The 23347-nt window shown below is 47.0% G+C and carries 17 protein-coding genes and 4 tRNA genes; 11 read left to right on the forward strand and 10 right to left on the reverse strand.

Features of this window, described 5'->3' with window-relative positions:
• Positions 1-9: 9 nt before the first annotated feature.
• From vpsA to vexG, 4 genes are all read right to left on the reverse strand, one after another.
• A complete protein-coding gene (gene vpsA / locus R4537_RS14730) occupies positions 10-1128 on the reverse strand; it encodes a UDP-N-acetylglucosamine 2-epimerase (non-hydrolyzing) VpsA (protein WP_071178575.1) in 1119 nt (372 codons plus the stop codon).
• 241 nt (positions 1129-1369) lie between these two features.
• Positions 1370-1876, reverse strand: a complete 507-nt coding sequence (gene vpsU / locus R4537_RS14735; RefSeq protein WP_071178576.1) for an exopolysaccharide regulatory protein-tyrosine phosphatase VpsU — start codon at positions 1874-1876, stop codon at positions 1370-1372.
• A gap of 425 nt (positions 1877-2301) precedes the next feature.
• A complete protein-coding gene (gene vexH, locus R4537_RS14740; RefSeq protein ID WP_071178577.1) occupies positions 2302-5412 on the reverse strand; it encodes a vibriobactin export RND transporter permease subunit VexH in 3111 nt (1036 codons plus the stop codon).
• Positions 5412-6470, reverse strand: a complete 1059-nt coding sequence (gene vexG / locus R4537_RS14745; protein WP_071178578.1) for a vibriobactin export RND transporter periplasmic adaptor subunit VexG — start codon at positions 6468-6470, stop codon at positions 5412-5414. Before vexG ends, vexH begins: the two co-directional genes overlap by 1 nt.
• 285 nt (positions 6471-6755) lie before the next feature.
• Between vexG and R4537_RS14750 the strand changes: the two genes are divergently transcribed.
• From R4537_RS14750 to R4537_RS14765, 4 genes are all read left to right on the forward strand, one after another.
• Positions 6756-6840, forward strand: a tRNA-Tyr gene (locus tag R4537_RS14750).
• Between the two features lie 85 nt (positions 6841-6925).
• Positions 6926-7010, forward strand: a tRNA-Tyr gene (locus tag R4537_RS14755).
• 84 nt (positions 7011-7094) lie between these two features.
• Positions 7095-7179 (forward strand) — tRNA-Tyr (locus R4537_RS14760).
• Between the two features lie 84 nt (positions 7180-7263).
• A tRNA-Tyr gene (locus tag R4537_RS14765) sits at positions 7264-7348 on the forward strand.
• A 189-nt stretch (positions 7349-7537) separates the two neighbouring features.
• Here R4537_RS14765 and treC read toward each other — a convergent pair.
• The 4 genes from treC to gmhB form a co-directional block, all read right to left on the reverse strand.
• A complete protein-coding gene (gene treC, locus R4537_RS14770) occupies positions 7538-9226 on the reverse strand; it encodes an alpha,alpha-phosphotrehalase (protein WP_071179666.1) in 1689 nt (562 codons plus the stop codon).
• Between the two features lie 77 nt (positions 9227-9303).
• Positions 9304-10728, reverse strand: a complete 1425-nt coding sequence (treB, locus tag R4537_RS14775) for a PTS trehalose transporter subunit IIBC (RefSeq protein ID WP_071179665.1) — start codon at positions 10726-10728, stop codon at positions 9304-9306.
• A 248-nt stretch (positions 10729-10976) separates the two neighbouring features.
• Positions 10977-11927 carry a trehalose operon repressor TreR gene (gene treR / locus R4537_RS14780; protein ID WP_032480199.1) on the reverse strand — a complete coding sequence of 317 codons (951 nt, stop codon included), beginning with the start codon at positions 11925-11927 and terminating at the stop codon, positions 10977-10979.
• 64 nt (positions 11928-11991) lie between these two features.
• On the reverse strand, positions 11992-12552 hold the full coding sequence (gene gmhB, locus R4537_RS14785; RefSeq protein ID WP_057554630.1) for a D-glycero-beta-D-manno-heptose 1,7-bisphosphate 7-phosphatase: 561 nt from the start codon (positions 12550-12552) through the stop codon (positions 11992-11994).
• A gap of 235 nt (positions 12553-12787) precedes the next feature.
• On the opposite strand from gmhB, the gene metN reads away from it, so the two are divergent.
• The 3 genes from metN to R4537_RS14800 are packed head-to-tail and all read left to right on the forward strand — an operon-like array spanning position 12788 to position 15335.
• On the forward strand, positions 12788-13822 hold the full coding sequence (gene metN, locus R4537_RS14790) for a methionine ABC transporter ATP-binding protein MetN (protein WP_000569878.1): 1035 nt from the start codon (positions 12788-12790) through the stop codon (positions 13820-13822).
• Positions 13812-14489, forward strand: a complete 678-nt coding sequence (locus R4537_RS14795) for a methionine ABC transporter permease (protein WP_000009571.1) — start codon at positions 13812-13814, stop codon at positions 14487-14489. Before metN ends, R4537_RS14795 begins: the two co-directional genes overlap by 11 nt.
• A gap of 36 nt (positions 14490-14525) precedes the next feature.
• Entirely contained in the window at positions 14526-15335 is an 810-nt protein-coding gene (locus R4537_RS14800) for a MetQ/NlpA family lipoprotein (protein WP_071179664.1), read from the forward strand.
• Positions 15336-15467: 132 nt separating this feature from the next.
• Here R4537_RS14800 and R4537_RS14805 read toward each other — a convergent pair whose 3' ends face one another.
• Both R4537_RS14805 and syd read right to left on the reverse strand, forming a co-directional pair.
• Positions 15468-16244, reverse strand: coding sequence for a Zn-ribbon-containing protein (locus tag R4537_RS14805; protein ID WP_071179663.1), 777 nt, complete (start codon positions 16242-16244; stop codon positions 15468-15470).
• Position 16245: 1 nt separating this feature from the next.
• Positions 16246-16794 carry a SecY-interacting protein gene (syd, locus tag R4537_RS14810; protein ID WP_071179662.1) on the reverse strand — a complete coding sequence of 183 codons (549 nt, stop codon included), beginning with the start codon at positions 16792-16794 and terminating at the stop codon, positions 16246-16248.
• 96 nt (positions 16795-16890) lie between these two features.
• Here syd and queF point away from each other — a divergent pair, with 96 nt between their 5' ends.
• The 4 genes from queF to ppnN all read left to right on the forward strand — a co-directional run bounded on the left by queF (position 16891) and on the right by ppnN (position 23266).
• Complete coding sequence (gene queF, locus R4537_RS14815; RefSeq protein WP_071179661.1) at positions 16891-17736, forward strand: NADPH-dependent 7-cyano-7-deazaguanine reductase QueF; 846 nt, start codon at positions 16891-16893, stop codon at positions 17734-17736.
• Between the two features lie 14 nt (positions 17737-17750).
• Positions 17751-20012 carry a tetratricopeptide repeat protein gene (locus R4537_RS14820; protein WP_071179660.1) on the forward strand — a complete coding sequence of 754 codons (2262 nt, stop codon included), beginning with the start codon at positions 17751-17753 and terminating at the stop codon, positions 20010-20012.
• A gap of 110 nt (positions 20013-20122) precedes the next feature.
• Positions 20123-21688 (forward strand): GGDEF domain-containing protein, encoded by a 1566-nt coding sequence (locus R4537_RS14825; RefSeq protein ID WP_071179659.1) that lies wholly within the window; start codon positions 20123-20125, stop codon positions 21686-21688.
• Positions 21689-21907: 219 nt separating this feature from the next.
• Positions 21908-23266 (forward strand): nucleotide 5'-monophosphate nucleosidase PpnN, encoded by a 1359-nt coding sequence (gene ppnN / locus R4537_RS14830; protein ID WP_000586700.1) that lies wholly within the window; start codon positions 21908-21910, stop codon positions 23264-23266.
• The last annotated feature ends 81 nt before the right edge of the window (positions 23267-23347 follow it).

The raw sequence follows: 23347 nt of genomic DNA on the forward strand, positions 1-23347 counted from the left end.
CTGATGAGTCTATTTCGCTAAAATGTCCGCAATACGTTGACAGGCTTTACCATCCCCATAAGGGTTGTGTGCCTGACTCATGGCTTGATAAGCCTGTGGGTCAGTCAGTAGTAAGCTTAACGCATCACAAATTTGTTGTTGGTTGGTACCGACTAATTTCACCGTGCCCGCGGCCACCGCTTCAGGACGCTCAGTCGTTTCACGCATCACCAGCACTGGCTTACCCAGCGAGGGCGCCTCTTCTTGAATACCGCCAGAGTCAGTCAAAATAATGTGTGCGCGATCCATCAAGTAAACGAAAGGCAAATACTGCTGCGGTTCAATCAAGACAATATTGCTGACACCTTTTAGGAGCTTATTGACCGGTTCACGCACATTCGGATTGAGATGCACAGGATACAAAATTTGGCATTCGGGATGCTGCTCTGCGGTAGTGATCAGCGCTTGGCAAATACGCTCAAAGCCACCACCAAAACTTTCACGGCGGTGTCCTGTTACCAGAATCAGCTTTTTGCTCGCATCAAGCATTGGAAACTGACTCTCTAGAGTGGCTTGTAGATCCATATCGGTATGGATCTTTTCACGCACAGCCAACAACGCATCAATCACCGTATTGCCAGTGACAAAAATATTCTCTGCGTTGTAGTTTTCTTGCAGCAGATTGGCACGCGAAGTTTCAGTGGGTGCAAAGTGGTACTGCGTGAGAGCAGCCGTGAGTTTACGGTTACCCTCTTCAGGCCAAGGGGAATAGATATTGCCCGTTCTCAGACCCGCTTCAACATGACCTACTGGAATTTGTTGATAATACGCGGCTAAAGAGGCAGCAAAAGTGGTAGCGGTATCACCATGCACTAAAACCACATCCGGCTGTTCACTACTCAACACTTGCTGCATACCGAGCAAAATTTTGCTGGTCACGCCATTGAGTGTTTGCCCTGGCTCCATGATATTGAGATCAAAATCAGGCGTAATCGAAAACAGCTCTAATACCTGATCTAACATCTCACGGTGTTGGCCCGTCACACATACCTTGGCGATAAAACGATTGTCTTGACAGAGTTGCTGCACCAGAGGTGCCATTTTAATCGCTTCTGGGCGCGTACCAAATACGATGAGAACTTTTTTCACTTCTCCACATCCTCTTTAAAAATGAAATTTCACAAAATTCAAGCAATAAAACACCACTGCTCCTTAAATAAGGAACATATGCATAAGCGAACACTGAATTATTTCGTGTTGTTGTATTTAATCTCAACGAGAGAGATTACCAATGTATGTCAGCTTATTATTTAAATTCTTTCGTTATTAATAATCGTATTTACTTGAAACCTTATGGTTTTCCTCAAGGCAAAAAGAACATACAAAAAGCTTAATTTCTCTGTAAACTTTCGCTGTACGCATTGCTTAACCCCTGCTCTTGCCAAGAATCAACCAAAGCCACCGCTCCAGATTCAATCAACAAAGCTGTACGTTGAAAAAATTCACTATTGCGCCGATAGGGATCGGGTACTTCTTTTTCTTGTCGATTCGCCTTGCTAAGAAAAAGAGCCAGCTTGTTTTTATGCTCTGCAGGACAGATATCGAGCAAATCAGCAAGATTGGTCCTATCCATAGCATAGATAAAATCATGCTCGATAAAGTCTTGTTGAGTCACTTGCTGGACTGGGTTGACCATAGGGTGATACCCATAATCCTGTAACGCTTGTAACGCTTTATCATCAGGCATTGTTTTTCCTGTCTTTAGCGTGCCAGCACTACGTACTTGGATATTCAACCGTTTCTGCCGGATCTTATCGCGTAAAATAATCTCTGCCATTGGTGAACGACACAAATTACCGGCACACACGACTAATACTGATAAACCTTTAACCTTCATACACCAACTACGCACATGATTTAATATTGTTAAAGCAATACGCAACCTACCCACTATCAGAGTATCCTAAGCTTACCAATAATGTCTGTCTCATAATTGAGCTGGATATTAATTAGAACTAAAGCAGTAAAACGAAAGTAGTTTTATTTATTGTATTAGTATTAAAAGCCATCGGTTTGAATCAATAATACGACAGGGCATATTTACTAATAAATGAAGGTTGACATCTTCGTTAAATGCCTAAACGCCTTGAAGTTGCAGCTAGGCGGTCAGTGAGTGATAAGCATCAACGTAAATAACACGGCTGCATCAATAGGATAAGGATAGGAAAACAAAAAATGGATGAATATCGCCAATACAGCAATATCCATCCATTGCAACAGATGTAAATGTTCCCACCGCACTAAGCGATGGGATAAAAAAGATCAATGTTGAGCGCGGCCTTTCACATCTTGTTGCAACTCATGATTGAGCTCTGCTTCAACATGACCGGGAGCTTGGGTTGAACCGGAAATCAAGCGGTACATGGCAGGAATCACCAACAAGGTCACTAAGGTTGCAAACCCCATCCCAAAGAAAATCACCGTACCGACCGCAATTCGGCTCTCATAGCCTGCTCCTGTTGAGACGATCAAAGGAATGGATCCTGCAAGTGTCGTAAAAGCCGTCATCAGGATTGGACGCAAACGGCGCGCCGATGCATCAATGATCGCCTTTTCAAACTCAACACCGCGATCGCGCAGTTGGTTAGCAAATTCGACAATCAAAATGCCATTTTTGGTTACCATACCAATCAGCATGATCATGCCAATCTGGCTGTAAATGTTCATCCCTTGTCCCATTACAAACAGCCCAAGGAAACCGCCAAACACCCCCATAGGTACCGTCAGCATTACCACCAGCGGGTTGATAAAGCTTTCAAACTGAGCAGCCAGCACCAAATAGGCAACTAGCAGCGCCAGAGCAAACACAATGGCCACGCTGGATTGGTTCTCTTTGAAATCTTTCGATTCACCCGAGTAGCTGACTGAGATATCACTTGGCAGTATCTCTTGCGCTTTTTGGTCAAGAAAATCGAGCGCTTGCCCTAACGTGTACCCAGCTTCTAGGTTTGCGGTAATGGTAACGGATTTCTGTTTATTGTAGTGCGCCAAACGAATCGCTGACGCCACTTCATCAATACGCGTCACCGTATCCAGTGTCACCAGTTCACCGGTTGCGGTTCGCATATAGATTTGGCTTAAATCCGCCGCATTGTTGAAGCTGTTTTCATCCCCGCGCAGATACACATCATACTCTTCACCACGCTCAACAAAGGTCGTCACTTTTTTGCCGCCCAGCATCACCTCTAACGTATCGGAGATCGATTTTACGCTGATCCCTAATTCCGCCGCGCGCTGCTTATCAATCGTCACCACCAACTCTGGCGTTTTTTCTGAGTAATCGATATCAGCCCCCGTCATAAACGGTGACTTCTCCGCTTCCTCTTCTAACTTCTCAGCCCACGTTTTGAGCTCGCTATAATCCGAGCCACCAAGCACAAACTGTACAGGCTCATTAGAGCCCCCACGAAAACCGGGCATGAATGGGAATACTCGCACATCAGGAATCCCCGCTAAGGCTTTACGCACTTGGCTTAATGCTTCCTGAGCAGTAACGGTGCGATCATTCCAATCCTCAAGGATCATGATCACAAAACCGGTTTGGTCACCGGCGTTACCACCAAAGGCAGGTGATTGAATACTAAACGATTTCAAAAAGCCTTGACCCAATAAGGGCATCAACCGCTGCTCAACCAAATCCATATTAGCCGCCATGCGGTTATAACTGGTGGCATCAGCACCACGCACAAAAGAGAAAATCACACCGCGATCTTCGGAAGGGGTTAGCTGAGCTGGCACCAGCTGCATCAAACCATAACTACCACCAATACAAGCCGCAATCACAACCGGCGCCGCCCAACGCCAGCGAATCGCTCGGCTCACCACTTGGCGATAGCCCGATTCCAGTCGTGCGAACAGCCTATCAATCAACTGATTAAAACGTCCCGGTTTTACATTGGCTTTTAAAAGCTTACTGCCAAGCACAGGCGTCAGCGTTAACGCGATCAGAGAAGAGAAAATCACTGCCATCGCCAGTAGTACGGAGAACTCAGTAAACAGGAGTCCGACCATCCCGTCCATAAACGAGATCGGCAGAAACACCATCACCAGTACCAAAGTCGTGGCTATCACGGCAAAGCCGACTTCTCGTGTACCTTTGTAGGCGGCTAGAAGAGGTTTTTCGCCCCGTTCAATGTGGTGAAAAATGTTTTCAACGACCACGATGGCATCATCGACCACCAGACCAATCGATAAGATCAACGCCATTAAGGTGATGAGGTTAATAGAAAATCCGAAGTAGTACGCAGCCATAAAGGCCGAGATCAGCGAAACCGGAACCGTTACCGCAGGAATTAAGGTGGCTCGCAACTGGCCGATAAAAATGTACAACACCAAAATCACTAAACCCCCCGTGATAAAGAGTGTGCTATACACCTCGCTTATTGAGCGCTCAATAAAAACGGTAGAGTCGTAATCAATAGCTAAACGGGTACCTTTAGGTAAAAACTGCTGAACCTTATCCACTTCTTCATGCACGCGCTTCGCCACTTCCAGCGGGTTCGCGTCGGATTGCGGCACAATGCCCATGCTCACGTTGACGATGCCATCACTTTTAAAGGTCGAGTTTTCGTTTTCCGCCCCAATAAACACATCCGCGACATCTTTGAGGTAGATGGGGGTACCATCACTGGCACGTTTCACCACCAGATACTCAAAATCTTCAGCAGATTGATAACCACGCGCGGTGCGCACCGACATCACGGTCGAATCGTTGCGAACCTGACCACCCGGACTTTCGAGGTTCTCTTTGTTGAGTGCATCGGAAATATCGCTGGTCGCAACGCCGCGCCCCGCCATCAGTTCTGGCTTGATGCGTACATACATCACTTTATAGAGGCCGCCAGAGACATCCACCGAACTCACACCGGAGATCAAGCTAAACCGATCGAGCAACACCCGCTCGATGTAATCGGTCAACTGAGTGCGATCCATTTCTGAGGAGCTGAGATTGATATAGACCGACGCCTGACCAGAGCCATTATTCTTGAACACCTGCGGATCGTCCGCTTCTTCAGGCAGTGAACGCTGCGCCCGAGCTACCGCGTCACGAATGTCACTCACACCGGTATTGAGATCATAACCAAGCTCGAAAGTCACCGTGATACGAGACATTCCGTTGCGGCTAACTGAGGTAATCTGATCAATCCCACTGATGCCCGCTAATTGATCCTCCAGCACGCTGGTGATCTGACTTTCAATAATGGTGGCCGAAGCGCCTTGATAACGGGTGGAAACCGATACCACAGGGCTTTCAATATCCGGCATTTCACGTACTGCGAGTTTAGTGAAAGAGACCACACCAAACACGCACAGCAACATACTCAGTACTAACGCCGCGACAGGGCGCTTTACCGATACATCTGACAACCACATTATTTGTCATCCTTCTTCAGCGGACGCCCTTCTACGGTGACTTCGCTAACACGCGCGTTGTCACGCATATTGACTATGCCTTGAACGACAATTTTCTCACCAATCTGTAAGCCTTTCTCAATCACGACCTGATTTTCAACCCGAGCGCCCAGACTCACTTCACGTCGTTTGGCTACATTGTCTTCACCAATCACGTAAACAAAACGTTTGGTGCCGGAATACTCAAGAGCCTGCACTGGAATAATCGGTGCACTAATAGCGGGGAAATGGATGCGTGCCGACATCAACATGCCCGGCTTGAGGCGCTGATCTGGATTGGGGAAATGCACGCGCACTCGTAAATTTAAGGTTTCTTGATTGATACGCGAATCCACAGCCACCACCGAACCTTCAAACTGCACGTTTGGCCACGCTTCGCTACTGCCTTGCACCTTCATGCCTTTGCTTAACTGTGGCAGATAACGTTCTGGAATTTGCAGATCGAGCTGCATCAAGGAAAGATTATCCAGCGTCAGTAATTCAGAGCCCGCACTCACCCACTTACCGCGGCTAAAATCGATAAACCCAACCGTGCCATCAAAAGGAGCAGTAATGTGTAAATCGGCCAAATTGGCCTGAGCGGCATTCAATCTCGCTTGACCAATCTCCACTCGGGCGCGCTGTGCATCAATTTCCGTGGGCGTAATCGCATTACGTTTTAGCAAGCGCTCGTATTCCGTCAGTTTACGCTGCTCATCTTGTAAATAAGCTTTCGCTTCCACCAAGGCCGCTTGAGCTTTGTCATCATCTAATTTGATCAGAATCTGATCTTTTTTGACTTGCTGATTGGCTTGCACCGCAATCATGTTCACTTTACCCGCCACTTCGGCGGCAATATCGACCGATTGCTCGGCTTTAAGCTTACCCACAACAGAAAGAGATTGAGAAATTTGCTGAGATTGAACCGACTCTGTCACAACAGAAATCGCGGACGGCTGGTTCGGCTCTTTGGCCGATAGCACAGCGCTGTTCATGAGTAGGGTCAGTAAGGTCAATGAAAGTACAGTGTTTTTGTTCATGATTTGGCTTAGTGTCTAAAAAATCCGTTTATATTGTAGCGAGTTATACGCAACTGAAACGTCAAGGAACGTAAAGATTGCCAGTAAAAGTGTAAGGTTCGCTGTGACTTAAGCAGCTAAAATGGTCAATTATTTGCGTCTTTGCCCAAAAAGCCATCATTCGATTCAATTTGCTAAAAAAACAGTTTACAGAGAGAGCGAGTTTGATAAGATGCGCTCCGCACTTGAGCGATGTGTTGGGAAAACATCACTTAAGCTTTTCAGAAAATGAAAAGAAAACACCCTGGAGGGGTTCCCGAGTGGCCAAAGGGAGCAGACTGTAAATCTGCCGGCTCCGCCTTCGATGGTTCGAATCCGTCCCCCTCCACCATATTCTTCTCGTAAGAGAAACCCTTGATTGATGCGTTGGGAAAACGTCAGTTAAGTCTTTTCAGAACTGAAAAGAAAAATACCCCGGAGGGGTTCCCGAGTGGCCAAAGGGAGCAGACTGTAAATCTGCCGGCTCCGCCTTCGATGGTTCGAATCCGTCCCCCTCCACCATATTCTCTCGTAAGAGAAACCCTTGATTGATGCGTTGGGAAAACGTCAGTTAAGTCTTTTCAAAATTGAAAAGAAAAACCCCCTGGAGGGGTTCCCGAGTGGCCAAAGGGAGCAGACTGTAAATCTGCCGGCTCCGCCTTCGATGGTTCGAATCCGTCCCCCTCCACCATATTCTCTCGTAAGAGAAACCCTTGATTGATGCGTTGGGAAAACGTCAGTTAAGTCTTTTCAGAACTGAAAAGAAAAATACCCCGGAGGGGTTCCCGAGTGGCCAAAGGGAGCAGACTGTAAATCTGCCGGCTCCGCCTTCGATGGTTCGAATCCGTCCCCCTCCACCATATACAGAAAGCCAGCTCATCGAGCTGGCTTTTTTGTTAGCTAAGCATTTTGCTGACCAAACTTGGGGTTGAAAAAATAATCCATCCCTTGTCACCCTTTCTATTTTCACTATCTATATTTTCACTACCTATATTTTCCACTCTCCATAAAAAAGCCCCGACAATGCGGGGCTGAAAAGTGATTGAATCCTATAGGGGTGACTCAATCAGGATGATGCGTGTTTCGTATGGACGTAACACTTGGTGCGCCAACACGCGCTGTAATTCAATACCCGGATAGTTGCCTAGCAAGTAGAGCGCATCATCGAGCGGCAATTCTGGCAGAACACATTCAGTTTCGTGACCGTAATAGTTGTTCAAACAGATCAACACTTGTTTCTGATTACGGCGCTGATAAGCAAATATCTCTTTATGCTCCGGCAACAAGTCGGTGTAATCACCGTCCGTAATCACCGCCACTTTCTTACGTAGCGATAGCAAACGACGGTAGAAATAGAACACCGAATGCGGGTCTTCTAACGCGGCCTGTGCATTGATTTCAGGATAGTTACGCGCCACTTCAATCCAAGGTTCGCCACGAGTAAATCCAGCGTGGAGACTGGCATCCCATTGCATTGGCGTGCGTGAATTATCACGAGATTTTTGCGCCAAAATCGCCATCATGTCACTTTCAGAGACACCTTGTTGCTGCACCATGATTTGGTGAATGTTGATGCTTTCAACATCGCGATACTGCTTGATCGACGTAAAGCCTGGGTTAGTCATTCCAATCTCTTCACCTTGGTAGATATAAGGTGTGCCTTGCATTAGATGAATGGTGGCCGCCAGCATTTTGGCTGACTCAACTCGGTACTGCTGATCATCACCTAAACGGCTCACAATCCGCGGCTGATCGTGGTTACACCAAAACAGCGCGCCCCATCCTTTGCCATTGAGCCCCGTTTGCCAATGATTGAAAATTTGCTTGAGTTGCAGAAAATCAAACGGCGCTTTCGTCCACTTTTCGCCATTCGGATAATCGACTTTCAAGTGATGGAAATTAAACACCATAGAAAGCTCTCGACCATCGAGCGCAGAATATTGTTGGCAATGTTCTAAGGTGGTTGAAGACATTTCGCCGACGGTTACGCTGCCATAACGCTGGAAAACATCACGGCTGATCTCTTGCAGATACTCATGCACTCTTGGGCCATCAGTGTAAAAGCGGCGACCATCACCGATGTCATCATTGGCAAAATCTTGTTGCTTGGAAATGAGGTTAATCACGTCAAGTCGGAAGCCATCGACACCTTTTTCAGCCCAAAATCCGATGATGTTTTTTACTTCTTCTCGAACGTGCGGATTTTCCCAGTTCAGATCGGCCTGCTCTTTGGCAAACAGATGCAAATAATACTCACCGGTCGCTTCATCCAGCGCCCACGCACTCCCGCCGAATTTGGATTGCCAGTTATTCGGCGCACCACCATTAACCGGCTTACGCCAAATATAGTAATCACGGTAAGGGCTATTGCGATCGCCCAATGCAGATTGGAACCAAGCGTGTTCGGTTGAGGTGTGGTTAACCACGATATCCATGATGATGCGAATACCACGACGATGGGCTTCTTTCAGCAGTTGTTCGAAATCTTGCATCGTGCCAAAGTCTGGGTTAATCGCGTAATAATCGGCAATGTCATACCCATTATCGACCATAGGCGATTGATAAATCGGCGTCAGCCAAATCGCTTCAATCCCAAGCTTTTGCAAATAATCGAGCTTGCTGATAATGCCTTGCAGATCGCCCACGCCCTTCGCGCCACTATCGCAAAAGCTTTTCGGATAAATTTGATAAATTGCAGCGGTTTTCCACCAAGGCATGGATTGGGTTGAGCTACTCATACTACTCTCACTTACTCAAAAATTGACTCAAAAACAAAGAAAGGAGTGGCATAAACCACTCCTAAATCGGGTAGAGATTAAGCAGCCGAAACGGCCAATTTGCCTGAACTCTGTGCGCGCTTGTACATCAGCAGAGTCAATGCTGCGGGTACCAAAATCGCAATTAACATGGCGACGAGGTAAATACTCCAAAACTGCGGCTGAATCGAGAGAATACCCGGCAAACCGCCGACACCGATGCCGTTGGCCATCACACCTGCGCTACCACAGACTGCGGCAGCCAAAGCACTGCCGATCATTGCGCTCAGCATAGGGAATTTGTATTTAAGGTTGATACCGTACATCGCAGGTTCAGTCACACCAAGGTAAGCGGAAATCGCCGCCGGTACAGAAATGTCCCGTTCGCCCTGCTTTTTACTGATGATAATGATGCCCACTACTGCCGATGCTTGCGCAATGTTAGATAACGCGATCAACGGCCAAATTGGTGTACCGCCAAGCTCTTGCATCAGCTGCAGATCCACCGCGTTAGTAGTGTGGTGAATGCCAGTAATCACGAGAGGAGCATATAATAAGCCAAATAAAGTCGAACCAATCACTGCGAAATCACCCGTCATCGCCGCCTTCGCTGCAAATGCAACGCCATCACCAATTACGCGACCAAATGGGCCGATGAAGGCGTGAGCAAGTACCACTGACACAATGATCGACACAAATGGCACCACCACCAAATAAAGGTAAGAAGGCACTACACGTCTTAAATTGTTTTCAATAAAGGCCAGTACAACGCCAGCTAAAATGGCAGGGATAACCTGAGCTTGGTAGCCTACTTTCTCAATCGCAAACAGTCCGAAATCCCACACTTCTGGCACTTCTTTACCAATCAGGTAAGCGTTCATCAATTGCGGAGAAACCAGCGTTACCCCAAGGGTGATACCGAGGATTGGCGTACCGCCAAGTTTTTTCACGGTTGACCAGCAAACACCGACAGGTAAGAAGAAGAAGATAGCTTCACCAATCAACCACAAGAACGCATGAACCGATGCCCAAAACTGACTGATTTCAGTCAGAGTTTTGCCATCAAACATGCGAATGTCACCAATCACATTACGAAAACCGAGGATCAAACCACCAGTGATGATCGCAGGCAGCAGTGGCACAAAAATTTCAGCCAAATGGGAAATGCCACGCTCTAGCACATTCATGTTTTGACGCGCTGCGACTTTGGCATCGTCTTTGGAAACCGCCTGTTTCCCGGTTTGTTCCAGCAGCATTTTGTACACTTGATCGACTTCGGTACCAATGACTACCTGAAATTGCCCAGCATTGGTAAAGCAGCCCTTAACTATGCTCAGCGCTTCCAAACCCGCCTTGTCAGCCTGATCTGGCTGATTTAACACAAAGCGTAAGCGTGTCAAACAGTGAGTAACGCTCGCAATATTGCTTTCGCCTCCCACCAATTCGATAAGACGCGTAACGTCTTGTTTCGCTATCTTGCTCATATCCTCGTCCACCCTATTGAATTATTATCATTGCAGCAATTGGGAACAGTCCCAAATCAATTGGTGCGATATTGACACAATGCATAACAGATAAAAATGGGAACAATCCCATTAATTGAATAGGATCACATTGTGCGTTATTTATGCGTCAATTTAGTGTAGTTAAAAGAGAGGCAAAATCACAAAAGTGGCGAAAAAAACACTGATGAGGAGCCGAATGAAAACACCGAATTAAAGAAAGAATAGACTTAGCGAGATACTGGCATTTGGGTCAAATGCACACAGCCATGGTGAGAGCCACACAGCTGTTCAATCAGCAGATCTGCCGCCAGTTTTCCGGCCTCACGATAACCTGGATCGACACTGAATATGTTCGGAAACAGGAAAGAGAGCAACTCATTACCACCAACCCCCGTAACCACTACGTCATCTCGCTGCAGCTCTTGCAAACGCTTAATCACGCCGAGCGCCAAAGTATCACTCGCGCACACAATCGCTTGGGTTTGCTCCGTCAGCACTTTATCTACCAGCAAATAAGCGCTTTCATGATGCAGTTGTCCGGTTTGGTAATTCGCAACAATCTCATGCTCAGTACACCAATTGAGATAGGTGTTGAGCCGCTGCTCACCCGTGGTTTTGTCACGTGGGTCAACCCCAATGAAAGCAATATCGCGTAACTGTTTTTGTGCCAAATGCTGCAGCGCACGCTCTATAACCCCAGCATTGTCATAATTGATAGAGGAAATCTCATCACTGTGCATGGCCAAGAGCACGCAGCGGTGCTGCCAACTGAGTAAAGCATCATGATCGATGTCGGTAAAGCCAAACACAATGACGCCATCAACTTGTCGCTTGGCGAGCACTTTCAAATGAGAATTGGTTTTTTCACGGCTAAATTGGCTTTCCATGATCACCACATCGTAGCCGTGAGCATAGAAAGCTTGCAGCATAGTGCTGACCGCTTTGTTTTCAGAAGGAGAATCCAGACGTGAAATAATGATACCCACGACTTTCTGACTACCACCGCGCATGGTTTGTGCCGATTTAGAGGGCACATACCCCGACTCTGCAATCACCTGCTCTACTTTAGCGCGGGTTTCAGGCTTCACTTTAGGATCATTGGTTAACACGCGCGAAACGGTAGATTTACCGACGCCTGAAAGTCTAGCAATGTCTAAAATAGTCAGTTTTCGATTCATGCGTTTGTATTGGTATTCATTGATAAGAAAAGAATGAGCGGTCAATAAGGTCACTGAAGCGACCTTATTTTTTCACTCGCAGTAGATAATGAGGCACATCGCGAATGCTATCGAGCACGATGGTCGCTAAGGCTTCACCTTGCTCTGTGATTGGTTTACCGGTGCGCACCAAAATCTTAGTGCCTACACCCGCCGCTTCAGCTGCCATCATATCTTCGGCTTTGTCACCGACCATTACCGAATTGGCCATGTCGATGTTCAGGAAATCACGCGCCGAGAGAAACATGCCCGGCTTAGGTTTGCGGCAATCACACTCTTCTTTGTATTGCCCCATGCCATGTTCAGCATGGTGCGGACAATAATAGATACCATCAAACTCAACCCCATTATCGGCAAAGTTCCAGTCCATCCACTGGGTGAGAGAAATGAAACGTTCTTCGCTAAATTTGCCACGCGCAATACCGGATTGATTGGTAACCAGCACCAACAAATACCCCATACGCTGCAAAGCCGCAGTCGCTTCAAATACACCTTCAATAAATTGGAAATCATGCTCATCATGCACGTAACCATGATCGACGTTGATCACGCCATCACGATCCAGAAATACGGCGGGTTTGGCCAAAATGCTGTCTCTTTCAAGTCACTTTGCGCGAATTATTGCACGCTTTATTTTTTTCATCACTATCTATATTTTTTTCGTCACTATCTAATAACTTTCTCTTCTAATTACCCGCAACCATTTAGACGTCTAGACGTAAAAATATCTATTGACTTAAACTCAGCAAGCCCATAGCATCGACTACCAATTGAGGAAGAGGCCAACAGATTATTCTGCCTCGAGCAGTACAGGGTTGCACATGATTGAGATTAAAAGCGTAAATAAGGTGTTCTATCAGGGGGATAAACAAATCCACGCCCTGAAAGACATCAATTTATTCATTCCACAGGGTACGATTTTTGGGGTGATTGGCTCATCCGGTGCCGGAAAAAGTACGCTGATCCGTTGTGTCAACATGCTAGAAAAACCGACCAGCGGCCAAGTGATTGTCGATGGTGTGGATCTCACCACGCTCAGTAATCCACAACTGTGCGCGGCTCGCCGTAACATAGGTATGATTTTCCAGCATTTTAATCTGCTTTCATCACGCACTGTGTTTGAAAACGTAGCTCTGCCACTTGAGTTAGCGGGCCAATCACAACAGCATATCGAAACGAAAGTGACTGAATTGCTGGCCCTGGTTGGTCTCTCTGAGAAAAGAGAGAGCTACCCGGCGAATCTGTCAGGCGGCCAGAAGCAACGTGTCGCGATTGCCCGCGCTTTGGCAAGCGATCCCAAAGTATTGCTGTGCGATGAAGCCACCAGCGCGCTGGATCCAGCGACAACGCAGTCGATTTTAGAACTACTTAAAGAGATCAACCGTCAGCTTAATCTGACCATTTTGCTGATTACCCATGAAATGGATGTGGTAAAAAGCATCTGTCATGAAGTGGCGATCATTGGTGGCGGTGAGCTGGTTGAGAAAGGCACGGTCGGCGATATTTTTGCCCACCCGAAAACCGAGTTGGCACATCAATTCATCCGCTCAACGTTGGATTTATCGATTCCAGAAGATTATCAAGTGCGCTTACAGCCAACTCGCGTAGCAGGCAGCTACCCACTGGTGCGTTTGGAATTTACCGGCGCCACCGTGGATGCGCCACTGATGACGCAAATTGCTCGCAAATACAATATTGATGTCAGCATTCTTAGCTCAGATCTGGATTACGCCGGCGGCGTGAAGTTTGGCATGATGGTCGCTGAAATTTTTGGTAATGCCGACGATGATGAAGCCGCGATTCGTTATCTGCGCGAAAACAACGTAAAAGTAGAGGTGCTGGGTTATGTCCTTTAATACGATTGCACAATGGTTTGCACTCAATAGCGACCTACTGTTAACCGCCACATGGCAAACACTGTATATGGTCGCGATTGCCGGTGCGGTGGGTTTTGCGCTCGGGATTCCGCTAGGAGTGATTCTCCATACCACCAAAAAAGAGGGCTTACTGGAAAACCTACCGCTGAACCGTGCGCTCGGCGCCGTGGTTAACATCGGTCGCTCAGTACCCTTTTTGGTATTGATGGTCGCCATCATCCCTGTCACCAAACTGATTGTCGGCACTTTTATCGGTACCACTGCGGCTATTGTGCCACTCACGATTGGGGCGATTCCGTTTGTAGCGCGCCTGATTGAGAGTGCGCTGCTTGAAGTGCCAACAGGCTTAGTGGAAGCGGCGCAATCTATGGGGGCGACGCCACTGCAAATCATTCGTAAGGTACTGCTGCCTGAAGCGCTGCCGACGATTTTAAACTCAGTCACGATTACTCTCGTGACACTGGTCAGCTACTCAGCCATGGCAGGTACCGTTGGCGGTGGTGGTCTGGGCGATGTGGCGATCCGTTACGGATTCCACCGTTACGACATCACCATCATGGCGGTCACTGTGGTCATGCTGATTGTGCTGGTACAAATTATTCAATCCATCGGCGATGCGTTGGTACGCCGCGTCGATCATCGATAAGCAAAACAAAAGCCTTTTTTGAACAAGGAGTTCATCATGAAGTTTAGCCTGAAAAGTTTACTGACTATCGCTGCTGCAGCCTCAACCCTAATTTTGGCCGGCTGCGGTGAAAAAGCCGTAGATAACAACAAAGTGAAAATTGGTGTTATGGCGGGTGCGGAAGCACAAGTTGCTGAAGTTGCATCTAAAATTGCCAAGGAAAAATACAATCTTGACGTGGAGTTAGTCATTTTCACCGACTACGTTACACCAAACGCCGCATTGGATGACGGTTCTATTGATGCAAACGCATTCCAGCACAAACCCTACCTCGATAAACAAATCGCGGACCGCGGTTACAAATTGGCGATCGTCGGTAACACCTTTGTTTATCCCATCGCTGGTTACTCAAAACAGATCAAATCAGTTGATGAACTACAAGATGGCGCGCGCATTGCAGTTCCAAATGACCCAACCAACCTAGGCCGTTCACTGCTACTACTGGAACAACAAGGTCTGCTCAAACTGCGTGAAGATGTTGGCCTACTAGCGACCGTACGTGACATCGTTGAAAATCCGAAGAAACTTGAGATTCTCGAATTGGATGCTGCGCAGCTACCACGTTCACTGGATGATGTTGCTCTATCTATCATCAACACCACTTACGCAAGCTCAATCAACCTGACCCCAGAAAAAGATGGCATCTTCGTTGAAAACAAAGAGTCACCTTACGTCAATATTTTGGTTGCCCGTGAAGCAAACGTGAACGCCGAAAACGTACAAAACTTCAAGAAAGCCTACCAAACCGATGAAGTCGCTAAAGCCGCGTCTGAAATCTTCCAAGGTGGCGCCGTAAAAGGCTGGTAATCGCCATTTCTAATGGTCTTCCCGCTTAAAAACAGAAAAGGTTGGCGCTACGCCAACCTTTTTTATTACTGAGTGCTTTGAATACGAATAGAGAAAAGATGAATGCGGGGGCATGAAGGTGCATCCAGCACTCTATTTCAAGTGATCCCAAGAAATATTGGAGACAATTCGGCACGGCTCACAACGGAAATGGAAGATGTCGTGCAGTGGCTCATCCAGTAACCAGTGACCGCCGCATTTAGGGCAAGGGCGCGCTTTTTCTTGCGCAAGGCTACTGCCTCCAACCCGATACTGATAGTAATAGGTTGGCACTTGAGTCAAAAATTCAATCCGCCCACGTAAATCCCAACCTCGGCGGAACAAATCACTGTCCACATCACAAATCTCATGCAGTGCGGCATGCTCCGCTTTGCACGCTCCGGCCATTTGCAACTCATCACACGCTTGCCACTCGGTTTGCCATTTGATCACCGCTTTGTGGTCACCATTAAAGGTCGGCGGATTACGATACAAAGGAATAGGCAACAGACTTTCACCGCTGCGCAGTGGTGAACACGTATGTACATAGGTGGTGTACAGCACCTGCCAACTCGGCATTTCCTCTTCTGCGGCTTGTTCTGAGTTGATGTCTAACCCCAGAATGCGAACTTTCGGCGCGAGCAAACTGGCCTCACTTAAACGGCTCACACAAGTTTCAACATATTCGGAATGAAATTTCGGGTGCAGGCTCTCTTTTTCAGGGCAGACGGCGCGCACGTAAAATACCCCATCACCCAGCACAATCGGGAACTCACGCCCCAATACTTGTCCGTTATAGCGCAGCGCATCCATCAAGCCATTGATCGCTTTATCCACGGCGCTGATGGTAGTGTTATCAAAACACTCAAACTCCAACTCAACCACGTACATCTCAATTCACCTTTGGTTCAAGCTGTTCTAAAAACGTCTCAAGATCGGCAGTCAATACTTCACGCTGCGCTGTCCCTAATTTCTCGAGGATCACATTACCACTCAGGTTACACACTGAAACCACTGCCATTTCATCCTCGGTTGTGGCGATAAATACGGTTGGCTTTTGCTTTAAGCGGCGCTGCATCACCAAATGCCCCAAGATGTTTTCCTGCAGGCGGGTGAAATCGTCTTCACTCCATACTTGCAGCAAAGTCAGCTCTCGGCCTCGCCACTGCGCAGGCATATCAGCACTAAACTGGCTAGCGTAAAACACTTTAATATCCTCGTGCAGCGTCAGCTCAATCGCTCGTTCGACATTACTGAAATCCGCCCACACGTCACGATGAACAGGACGCCAGCGCACCACATCGGTCAGCACTTCGACCACACAAGGCGAAGCCAGTCCCAATAATTCATCATTTTCCGGTAATTGGCCGGTTTGCTGGGCACAATGTTGTAGAAAACGCTGACTGAATGCACTCAAGGCTTGCACTACGCTTTGCGTCATAATCATCTCCATGTTGAGTTTGCGCCGCCTCGTTAATGACACTGGCACTGGGATTGCGTAAAATTCTGCACATTCTAATTGAATCGACTAAAAAACATGAGCAAATATTCCGATGCCAAAGAGCTGGCAAGCTTAACTCTGGGTAAAAAAACCGAGTATGCCAACCAGTATGACCCAAGCTTACTGCAACCGGTGCCACGTAGCTTGAACCGCAATGATCTGCATCTTAGCGCGACTCTGCCTTTTCAAGGTTGTGATATTTGGACGCTGTATGAGCTCTCTTGGCTCAATCAGAAAGGCCTGCCCCAAGTGGCGATCGGTGAAGTGTCGATTCCGGCAACCAGTGCCAATTTGATCGAATCCAAATCGTTCAAGCTCTATCTCAACAGCTATAATCAGACTCGTTTTGCATCTTGGGATGAAGTGCAAACACGCTTAGTGCACGATCTTTCTGCTTGCGCGGGAGAAGCCGTCACCGTTAACGTAAAGTCTCTGAACGAATACACCGCAGAGCCGATAGTGACTATGCAAGGCGAGTGCATTGATGATCAAGATATTGAAATCGCTAACTACGAGTTTGATGATGCCTTGCTGCAAGGTGCCGCACAGGGTGAAGAAGTCAGCGAAGTACTGCACAGCCATTTGCTTAAATCCAACTGCCTAATCACCAATCAACCCGACTGGGGGAGCGTCGAAATTGCGTATCACGGCGCTAAGATGAATCGTGAAGCCTTACTGCGTTATCTTGTCTCTTTCCGTGAGCATAATGAGTTTCATGAGCAGTGTGTTGAGCGTATTTTCACCGACATTATGCGCTACTGCCAACCACAGAGTTTGACCGTGTATGCGCGTTATACTCGACGCGGTGGCTTAGACATTAACCCATTCCGCTCCAGCCACCAGTCAGCACCGAACCATAATCAACGCATGGCGCGACAATAAGGATACGACTTAGGATGAGATTTCTGCGCTGGATAACCATAGCGACCTTACTTCTGGCTTCAAGTTGGGCTCAGGCCACGATTTACTCTTCACCTATGCTCAATGAAGCTAGCGGCTTGGTCGAGGTCTCACCCTTACAAGCAAAAAAAATGGCGCAGCAGTACCTTAATGAGCGCCATTTAGCCGAGAAACAGGAAAAACACCCCGCCACAATTGCTCGAGATGAAGCCGACAGCCGGACACGCACACCCGGCAGTACGGTCGATGCCTTGATGATTTTGGCGCTCGCTTTGGATAATCTTGGTGAACATGAACAAGCGCAACAGATTTTGCGCGATGCCAATGCACTGACTGAACAATACCAACTCCCCTATCTACACCTTGATGTGCAAATCCTTAGCACTCGTCTTATTTGGCAAAAAGAGGGCGATGCACAGGCCGCGCGCGAAAGAATACAGAAGATCAATGAGCAGTATCAGGTGATCGAAAATGCCGATCAAATCGCCAAAGGCATTGATTACAAACTTACGTTACTCAGTGCCGAAATCGCCTCAAAAGCCAATGAGCTTGAATTGGCCGATAAGCTCTTTGCCAAGGCCAAACCCTATCTTGACACCTTACAAAACGAAAAACCGGCCATTGAGTATCACCTAACCTTAGGTGAGCACAATCTTAGCCATGGACGCTATAACCTGGCGCTTTCCGAATTGTTGATCGCCTATTGGAGTGCTATTGAGAACAACGCCGGCGTGCTGTTAGCGCAAGCAAATACACTGCTAGGCAAACTGTTTTTCAATCGCCAAGTGTTAGATAAAGCACTCGATCACTTCTCACAAGCGGCAGACTTTTATGGCCGCTACGAACAATCCCCATTTTTATCTGCTGTACTCAAACAAATGGGCGATGTCTACTACCAACAAGGCAAATATAACTTAGCCTTGGTGCATTATTTAAATGTGATTGACCATCAAAATAATCAATCGTCACTCAGTGATGAAATTGAAATTCGCATCAATCTCTCCGCTACCTATTTACAACTCTACAACTATCCCATTGCTGAGCAGTATTTGACCAGCGCTGAAGAGCTATTAGGAATGGCTGATATTCCTCGTTTAAATGGGCACGCCGCCCTACTGCATTCAGGGTTGGCTTATTATCAAGAAATAAATCAGGATATCGTTCGTTATGCAGAAATGGCACTGCACATTGGTCAATCGATTCAAGATGACGAACTTCAAGAGCGAGCTTACCGTTTACTTTCTCTCGGTTATGAAAGAACCGGCTCAGCCGCCAAAGCGCTAGACAATTTTAAAAAGAGTCAGGTTATCGCCCAAAAACGCCAAAATAAGCTTAACCAAATCAGTGAAGATGCATTTCGTCAGCAACGGGAGTTTATTGAACAGACCTTGCATTTAGTTGGACAAGAAAAACAACTGCAAGAGACCAACCATCAATTTAGCCAATTACGTAAAGTAGCCTTGTTTTTACTGAGCATTAGCTTAGTGCTTTTTTTGATTACTTTGCGACGCGGTTATCTTATTCAAGGCTTTCAAGATCAAGTTTCTGAGTTACATGACACGTTATTTACCCACTCAAGATCGCGCCTCAGCAATCTGCGTATGCTGAATGCGAAGTTACCCAGTTCATTAGAAAACAGTAACCGTAACTATGAACAGTGGCAGCTAGGGGAGCTCATTCGTCAACCGCTCAACGATAGATTACGTTTTGTGCTGATCGATATTCCCTTCATGCGCAACATGTATCTGCAAAATGGTTATACCGCCGGTTTAGAATTAGAGCGTGCTTTTGGAAAATTTCTTAAAACTAAAATAAAAGAACCCGATCGGTTGTACCATTTTTCAGATGCAAGCCTGTTGTATATCGAAAAAAATGGCAGCGAGCGAAGTGAACCAGAAATATTATTCAACCAGATTCAATCTTGGCTGAATGATTTTGCACCAGAAAGAAAAATAAACCGAATAGTTCGAATTGGTATTGCCGATTACCCATTTTTACCGCGGGCTTATACCGCCATCAATGATAAAGAATTGTTGGATATTTTGTTGATGGCAACCAATATCGCCAGAGAGTTAAGCTTGAGTGAAGGCCAAAGTCATTGGGTCTATTTTAAAGCGATTGATAATGCCCCAGCCGCCAGCTTTGCTTCAGAAAATATTCGACTTTCTTGTAAACAAGCAATAAATCAAGGGCTGATCAAAGTCCACTCTTCTTATAAGAATGAGGACAACATCAAAAAACTCTTAAAAGATGGATAAATGCTGCCCAGTCGGCATAAACACTGGGTGACGCCAGCAAAATATTTGTTATTATCGACAAATCAATAAATAGGATCAGAATTGATCCTCAACTATCCAGTTTGTTGTACATGGGCGTTCTAGAACAAGATATCCAAGCAGAGCTTCAAAAACTGAAATCTCAGTTAGAACAAGTACGTTTGACACAAAGGGATACTTCGTTCAAATTTAACCGAGAGCAGCAAGTTCTTAAACGAATGGTCACTTCCTTGGCTACGACTTACCGCGGCAGTAGCTCTCGACTAAACCAAAGTTTAGAAGAACTCTGTTTTGCATTAGAACAACAAAAAGACATCAGTACGCTGATCCCGAAATTAGCCGTACTGGAACGCATGTTGAAACAACAGTCATTGGCCATGGACAAACAAACGAGTCATCTGGATAGCCAGCTACAGCACAGCGGTGAAACGCTACTGCGCGTCCCCGGCTTACCCGCCAAGATCAAACGCGATCTTCGAGATCTGCTGAGTTTTAGCGCCGCGCAGCCGCTGGAAAAAACTCAGCAAGCTTTGCGTTTGCTGGAAATTTATGAACGCGCGGTCAAAATTCAATGCGCAAATCCCAATCTGGCGCTCAATGAGCTTACTCAACAAGCGGATCGTGAGCTGCTGCATCGACTTGCCGTTGATTTACAACACTTGATTACTGAGTTGGATTTCAATGGTGAATCGGGTGATCAACTGACCGATATCCGAACCAAGCTTCTGCTTGGCGTCAATACCCATACCCTGCTTGAGCTCACCCTTGAAGTACTGCGTTTAGTCGTCGATGGAAGCCATGCTGAGCGCAAAGCAGCCGAAGCCTTTCTCGAGCAAGTGAATCTCTCAATTGGCAATAACCTAAAAAGCGCGACTCAAAATCTTGAGCAAAGCCAGAGTTACATGGCACATCGTCAAGAGATGAATGGCGAGCTGAGCAGTTTGGTGGCTCGTAGCCAGACCGCGCTCAAAGAACAGACGGAGCTAGAACAGCTCAAGCTGAAAATGGCGCCTTTACTGCGCGAGATGTCTTCACTTTCTGAACGCTTACTCTTAGCGGAGCAACGTGAGCAAGCCCTACTTGAGCGTATGCGCTATAGCAAAGATCAGATGGAAGCCCTGTCTGATTTGGCACAAGATTATCGTCGCCGCCTTGAAGATCAGGCATTGCGCGCACAACTCGATCCTCTGACCAAAGTGTACAATCGCAGCAGCTTTACTGAGCGACTTGAACATGAGTATCGCCGCTGGATCCGTACGCAACACAATTTGCGGGTAGTGCTGTTTGATATTGATAAATTCAAATCGATCAACGACAGCTTTGGCTATACCGCAGGCGATAAGGCTTTAAATATCATTGCTCGCACCATCAAAAAAGAATTACGAGACAGTGACACCGTGGCTCGCTTCTCTGGTGAAGAGTTCATTCTGTTACTGCCTGAACGCTCCGACAACGAGAGTTACCAGATTATTCACCAGATCCAGCTCAACGTCTCGAAACTGCCGTTCAAGTTCCGCGATAAGAGCCTGACCATCACGCTGTCTGCAGCGAGTATCCGTTTCATGGATTCTGATACGCCCGAAACGGTTCTTGATCGTTTAAATCTGACGCTAAGTGAAGCCAAAAATATCGGTCCAAGTCAGTTGGTTTGGAAATAACTGATTAATATTTAAACTAATTAACTGTTAATTTGTGCTCAATTTCACAATTACCCCCTCAATCTATTTTCTTACCTAACTAGATACCTCTAGATTGAAGCCAGATATATCAAGAGGTTATCACCCCCTTCTCTGGGTATCTCTGCTACTCTTGTTTTATAACAAATGCTCAACATCATGCTCTAGCATGACCTCAACCTCAGGTTGAAGGAGGACACTATGATTATTCAAGTCAGCCCAGCCGGCAGTATGGATCTACTGTCGCAACTCGAAGTCGAACGTCTGAAAAAGACCGCCTCGAGTGATCTCTACCAGCTTTATCGCAATTGCAGCCTGGCCGTGTTGAACTCAGGCAGCCACACGGATAACTCAAAAGAGCTGCTCGATAAATATAAGAATTTCGATATCACCGTCATGCGCCGTGAACGCGGTATCAAACTTGAGCTGGCGAATCCCCCCGAACATGCTTTTGTCGATGGACAAATCATCAAAGGAATTCAAGAGCACTTATTTGCCGTGCTGCGCGATATTGTTTACGTCAATATGCATTTAGCCGATAGCCAGCGCCTTAACCTGACTAACGCGACGCACATTACTAACCTCGTGTTTGGTATTTTGCGCAATGCCGGAGCACTGATTCCCGGAGCGACACCCAATCTCGTTGTATGCTGGGGTGGACATTCAATTAATGAAGTTGAATACCAATACACTCGCGAAGTCGGCCATGAGCTCGGTTTACGTGAACTGAACATCTGTACCGGTTGTGGTCCCGGTGCGATGGAAGGCCCAATGAAAGGCGCGGCGGTTGGCCACGCCAAACAGCGTTATTCGGAATACCGCTACCTCGGATTGACCGAGCCTTCAATTATTGCCGCCGAGCCGCCCAACCCTATCGTCAATGAGCTGGTGATCATGCCAGATATCGAAAAACGTTTGGAAGCGTTCGTGCGTATGGCACATGGCATCATCATTTTCCCCGGAGGTCCCGGTACGGCAGAAGAGCTACTGTATATCTTGGGCATTATGATGCATCCGGAAAACGCCGATCAACCGATGCCTATTGTGCTGACTGGGCCAAAACAGAGTGAAGCGTATTTCCGCTCTTTGGATAAATTTATCACCGATACCTTGGGTGAAGCCGCTCGCAAGCATTACAGCATCGTCATCGATAATCCAGCGGAAGCAGCACGTATTATGAGTAATGCCATGCCACTGGTGCGCCAACATCGTAAAGATAAAGAAGATGCGTACAGCTTTAACTGGTCACTCAAAATTGAGCCGGAATTCCAACTGCCGTTTGAGCCTAACCACGAAAGCATGGCGAACCTTGATTTGCACTTAAATCAACGCCCAGAAGTGCTTGCCGCCAATCTGCGTCGAGCCTTCTCTGGTGTTGTGGCAGGCAACGTCAAAGCGGAAGGGATCCGTGAAATTGAACGCCACGGTCCCTTTGAAATGCATGGTGACCCAGTGTTAATGAAAAAAATGGATCAGCTACTCAATGATTTCGTTGCCCAAAACCGGATGAAACTTCCAGGCGGCAGCGCATACGAGCCTTGCTATAAGATAGTGACTTAAACCTAAAGCCAATGTCTGCTCAAGCCAGAACTCGTCGCTTGGGTAGTAATCTTGACGGATTTGATTACAATAAGGGCCTCA

This window comes from Vibrio paracholerae (assembly GCF_037672085.1).
Classification (GTDB): Bacteria; Pseudomonadota; Gammaproteobacteria; order Enterobacterales; family Vibrionaceae; genus Vibrio; species Vibrio cholerae.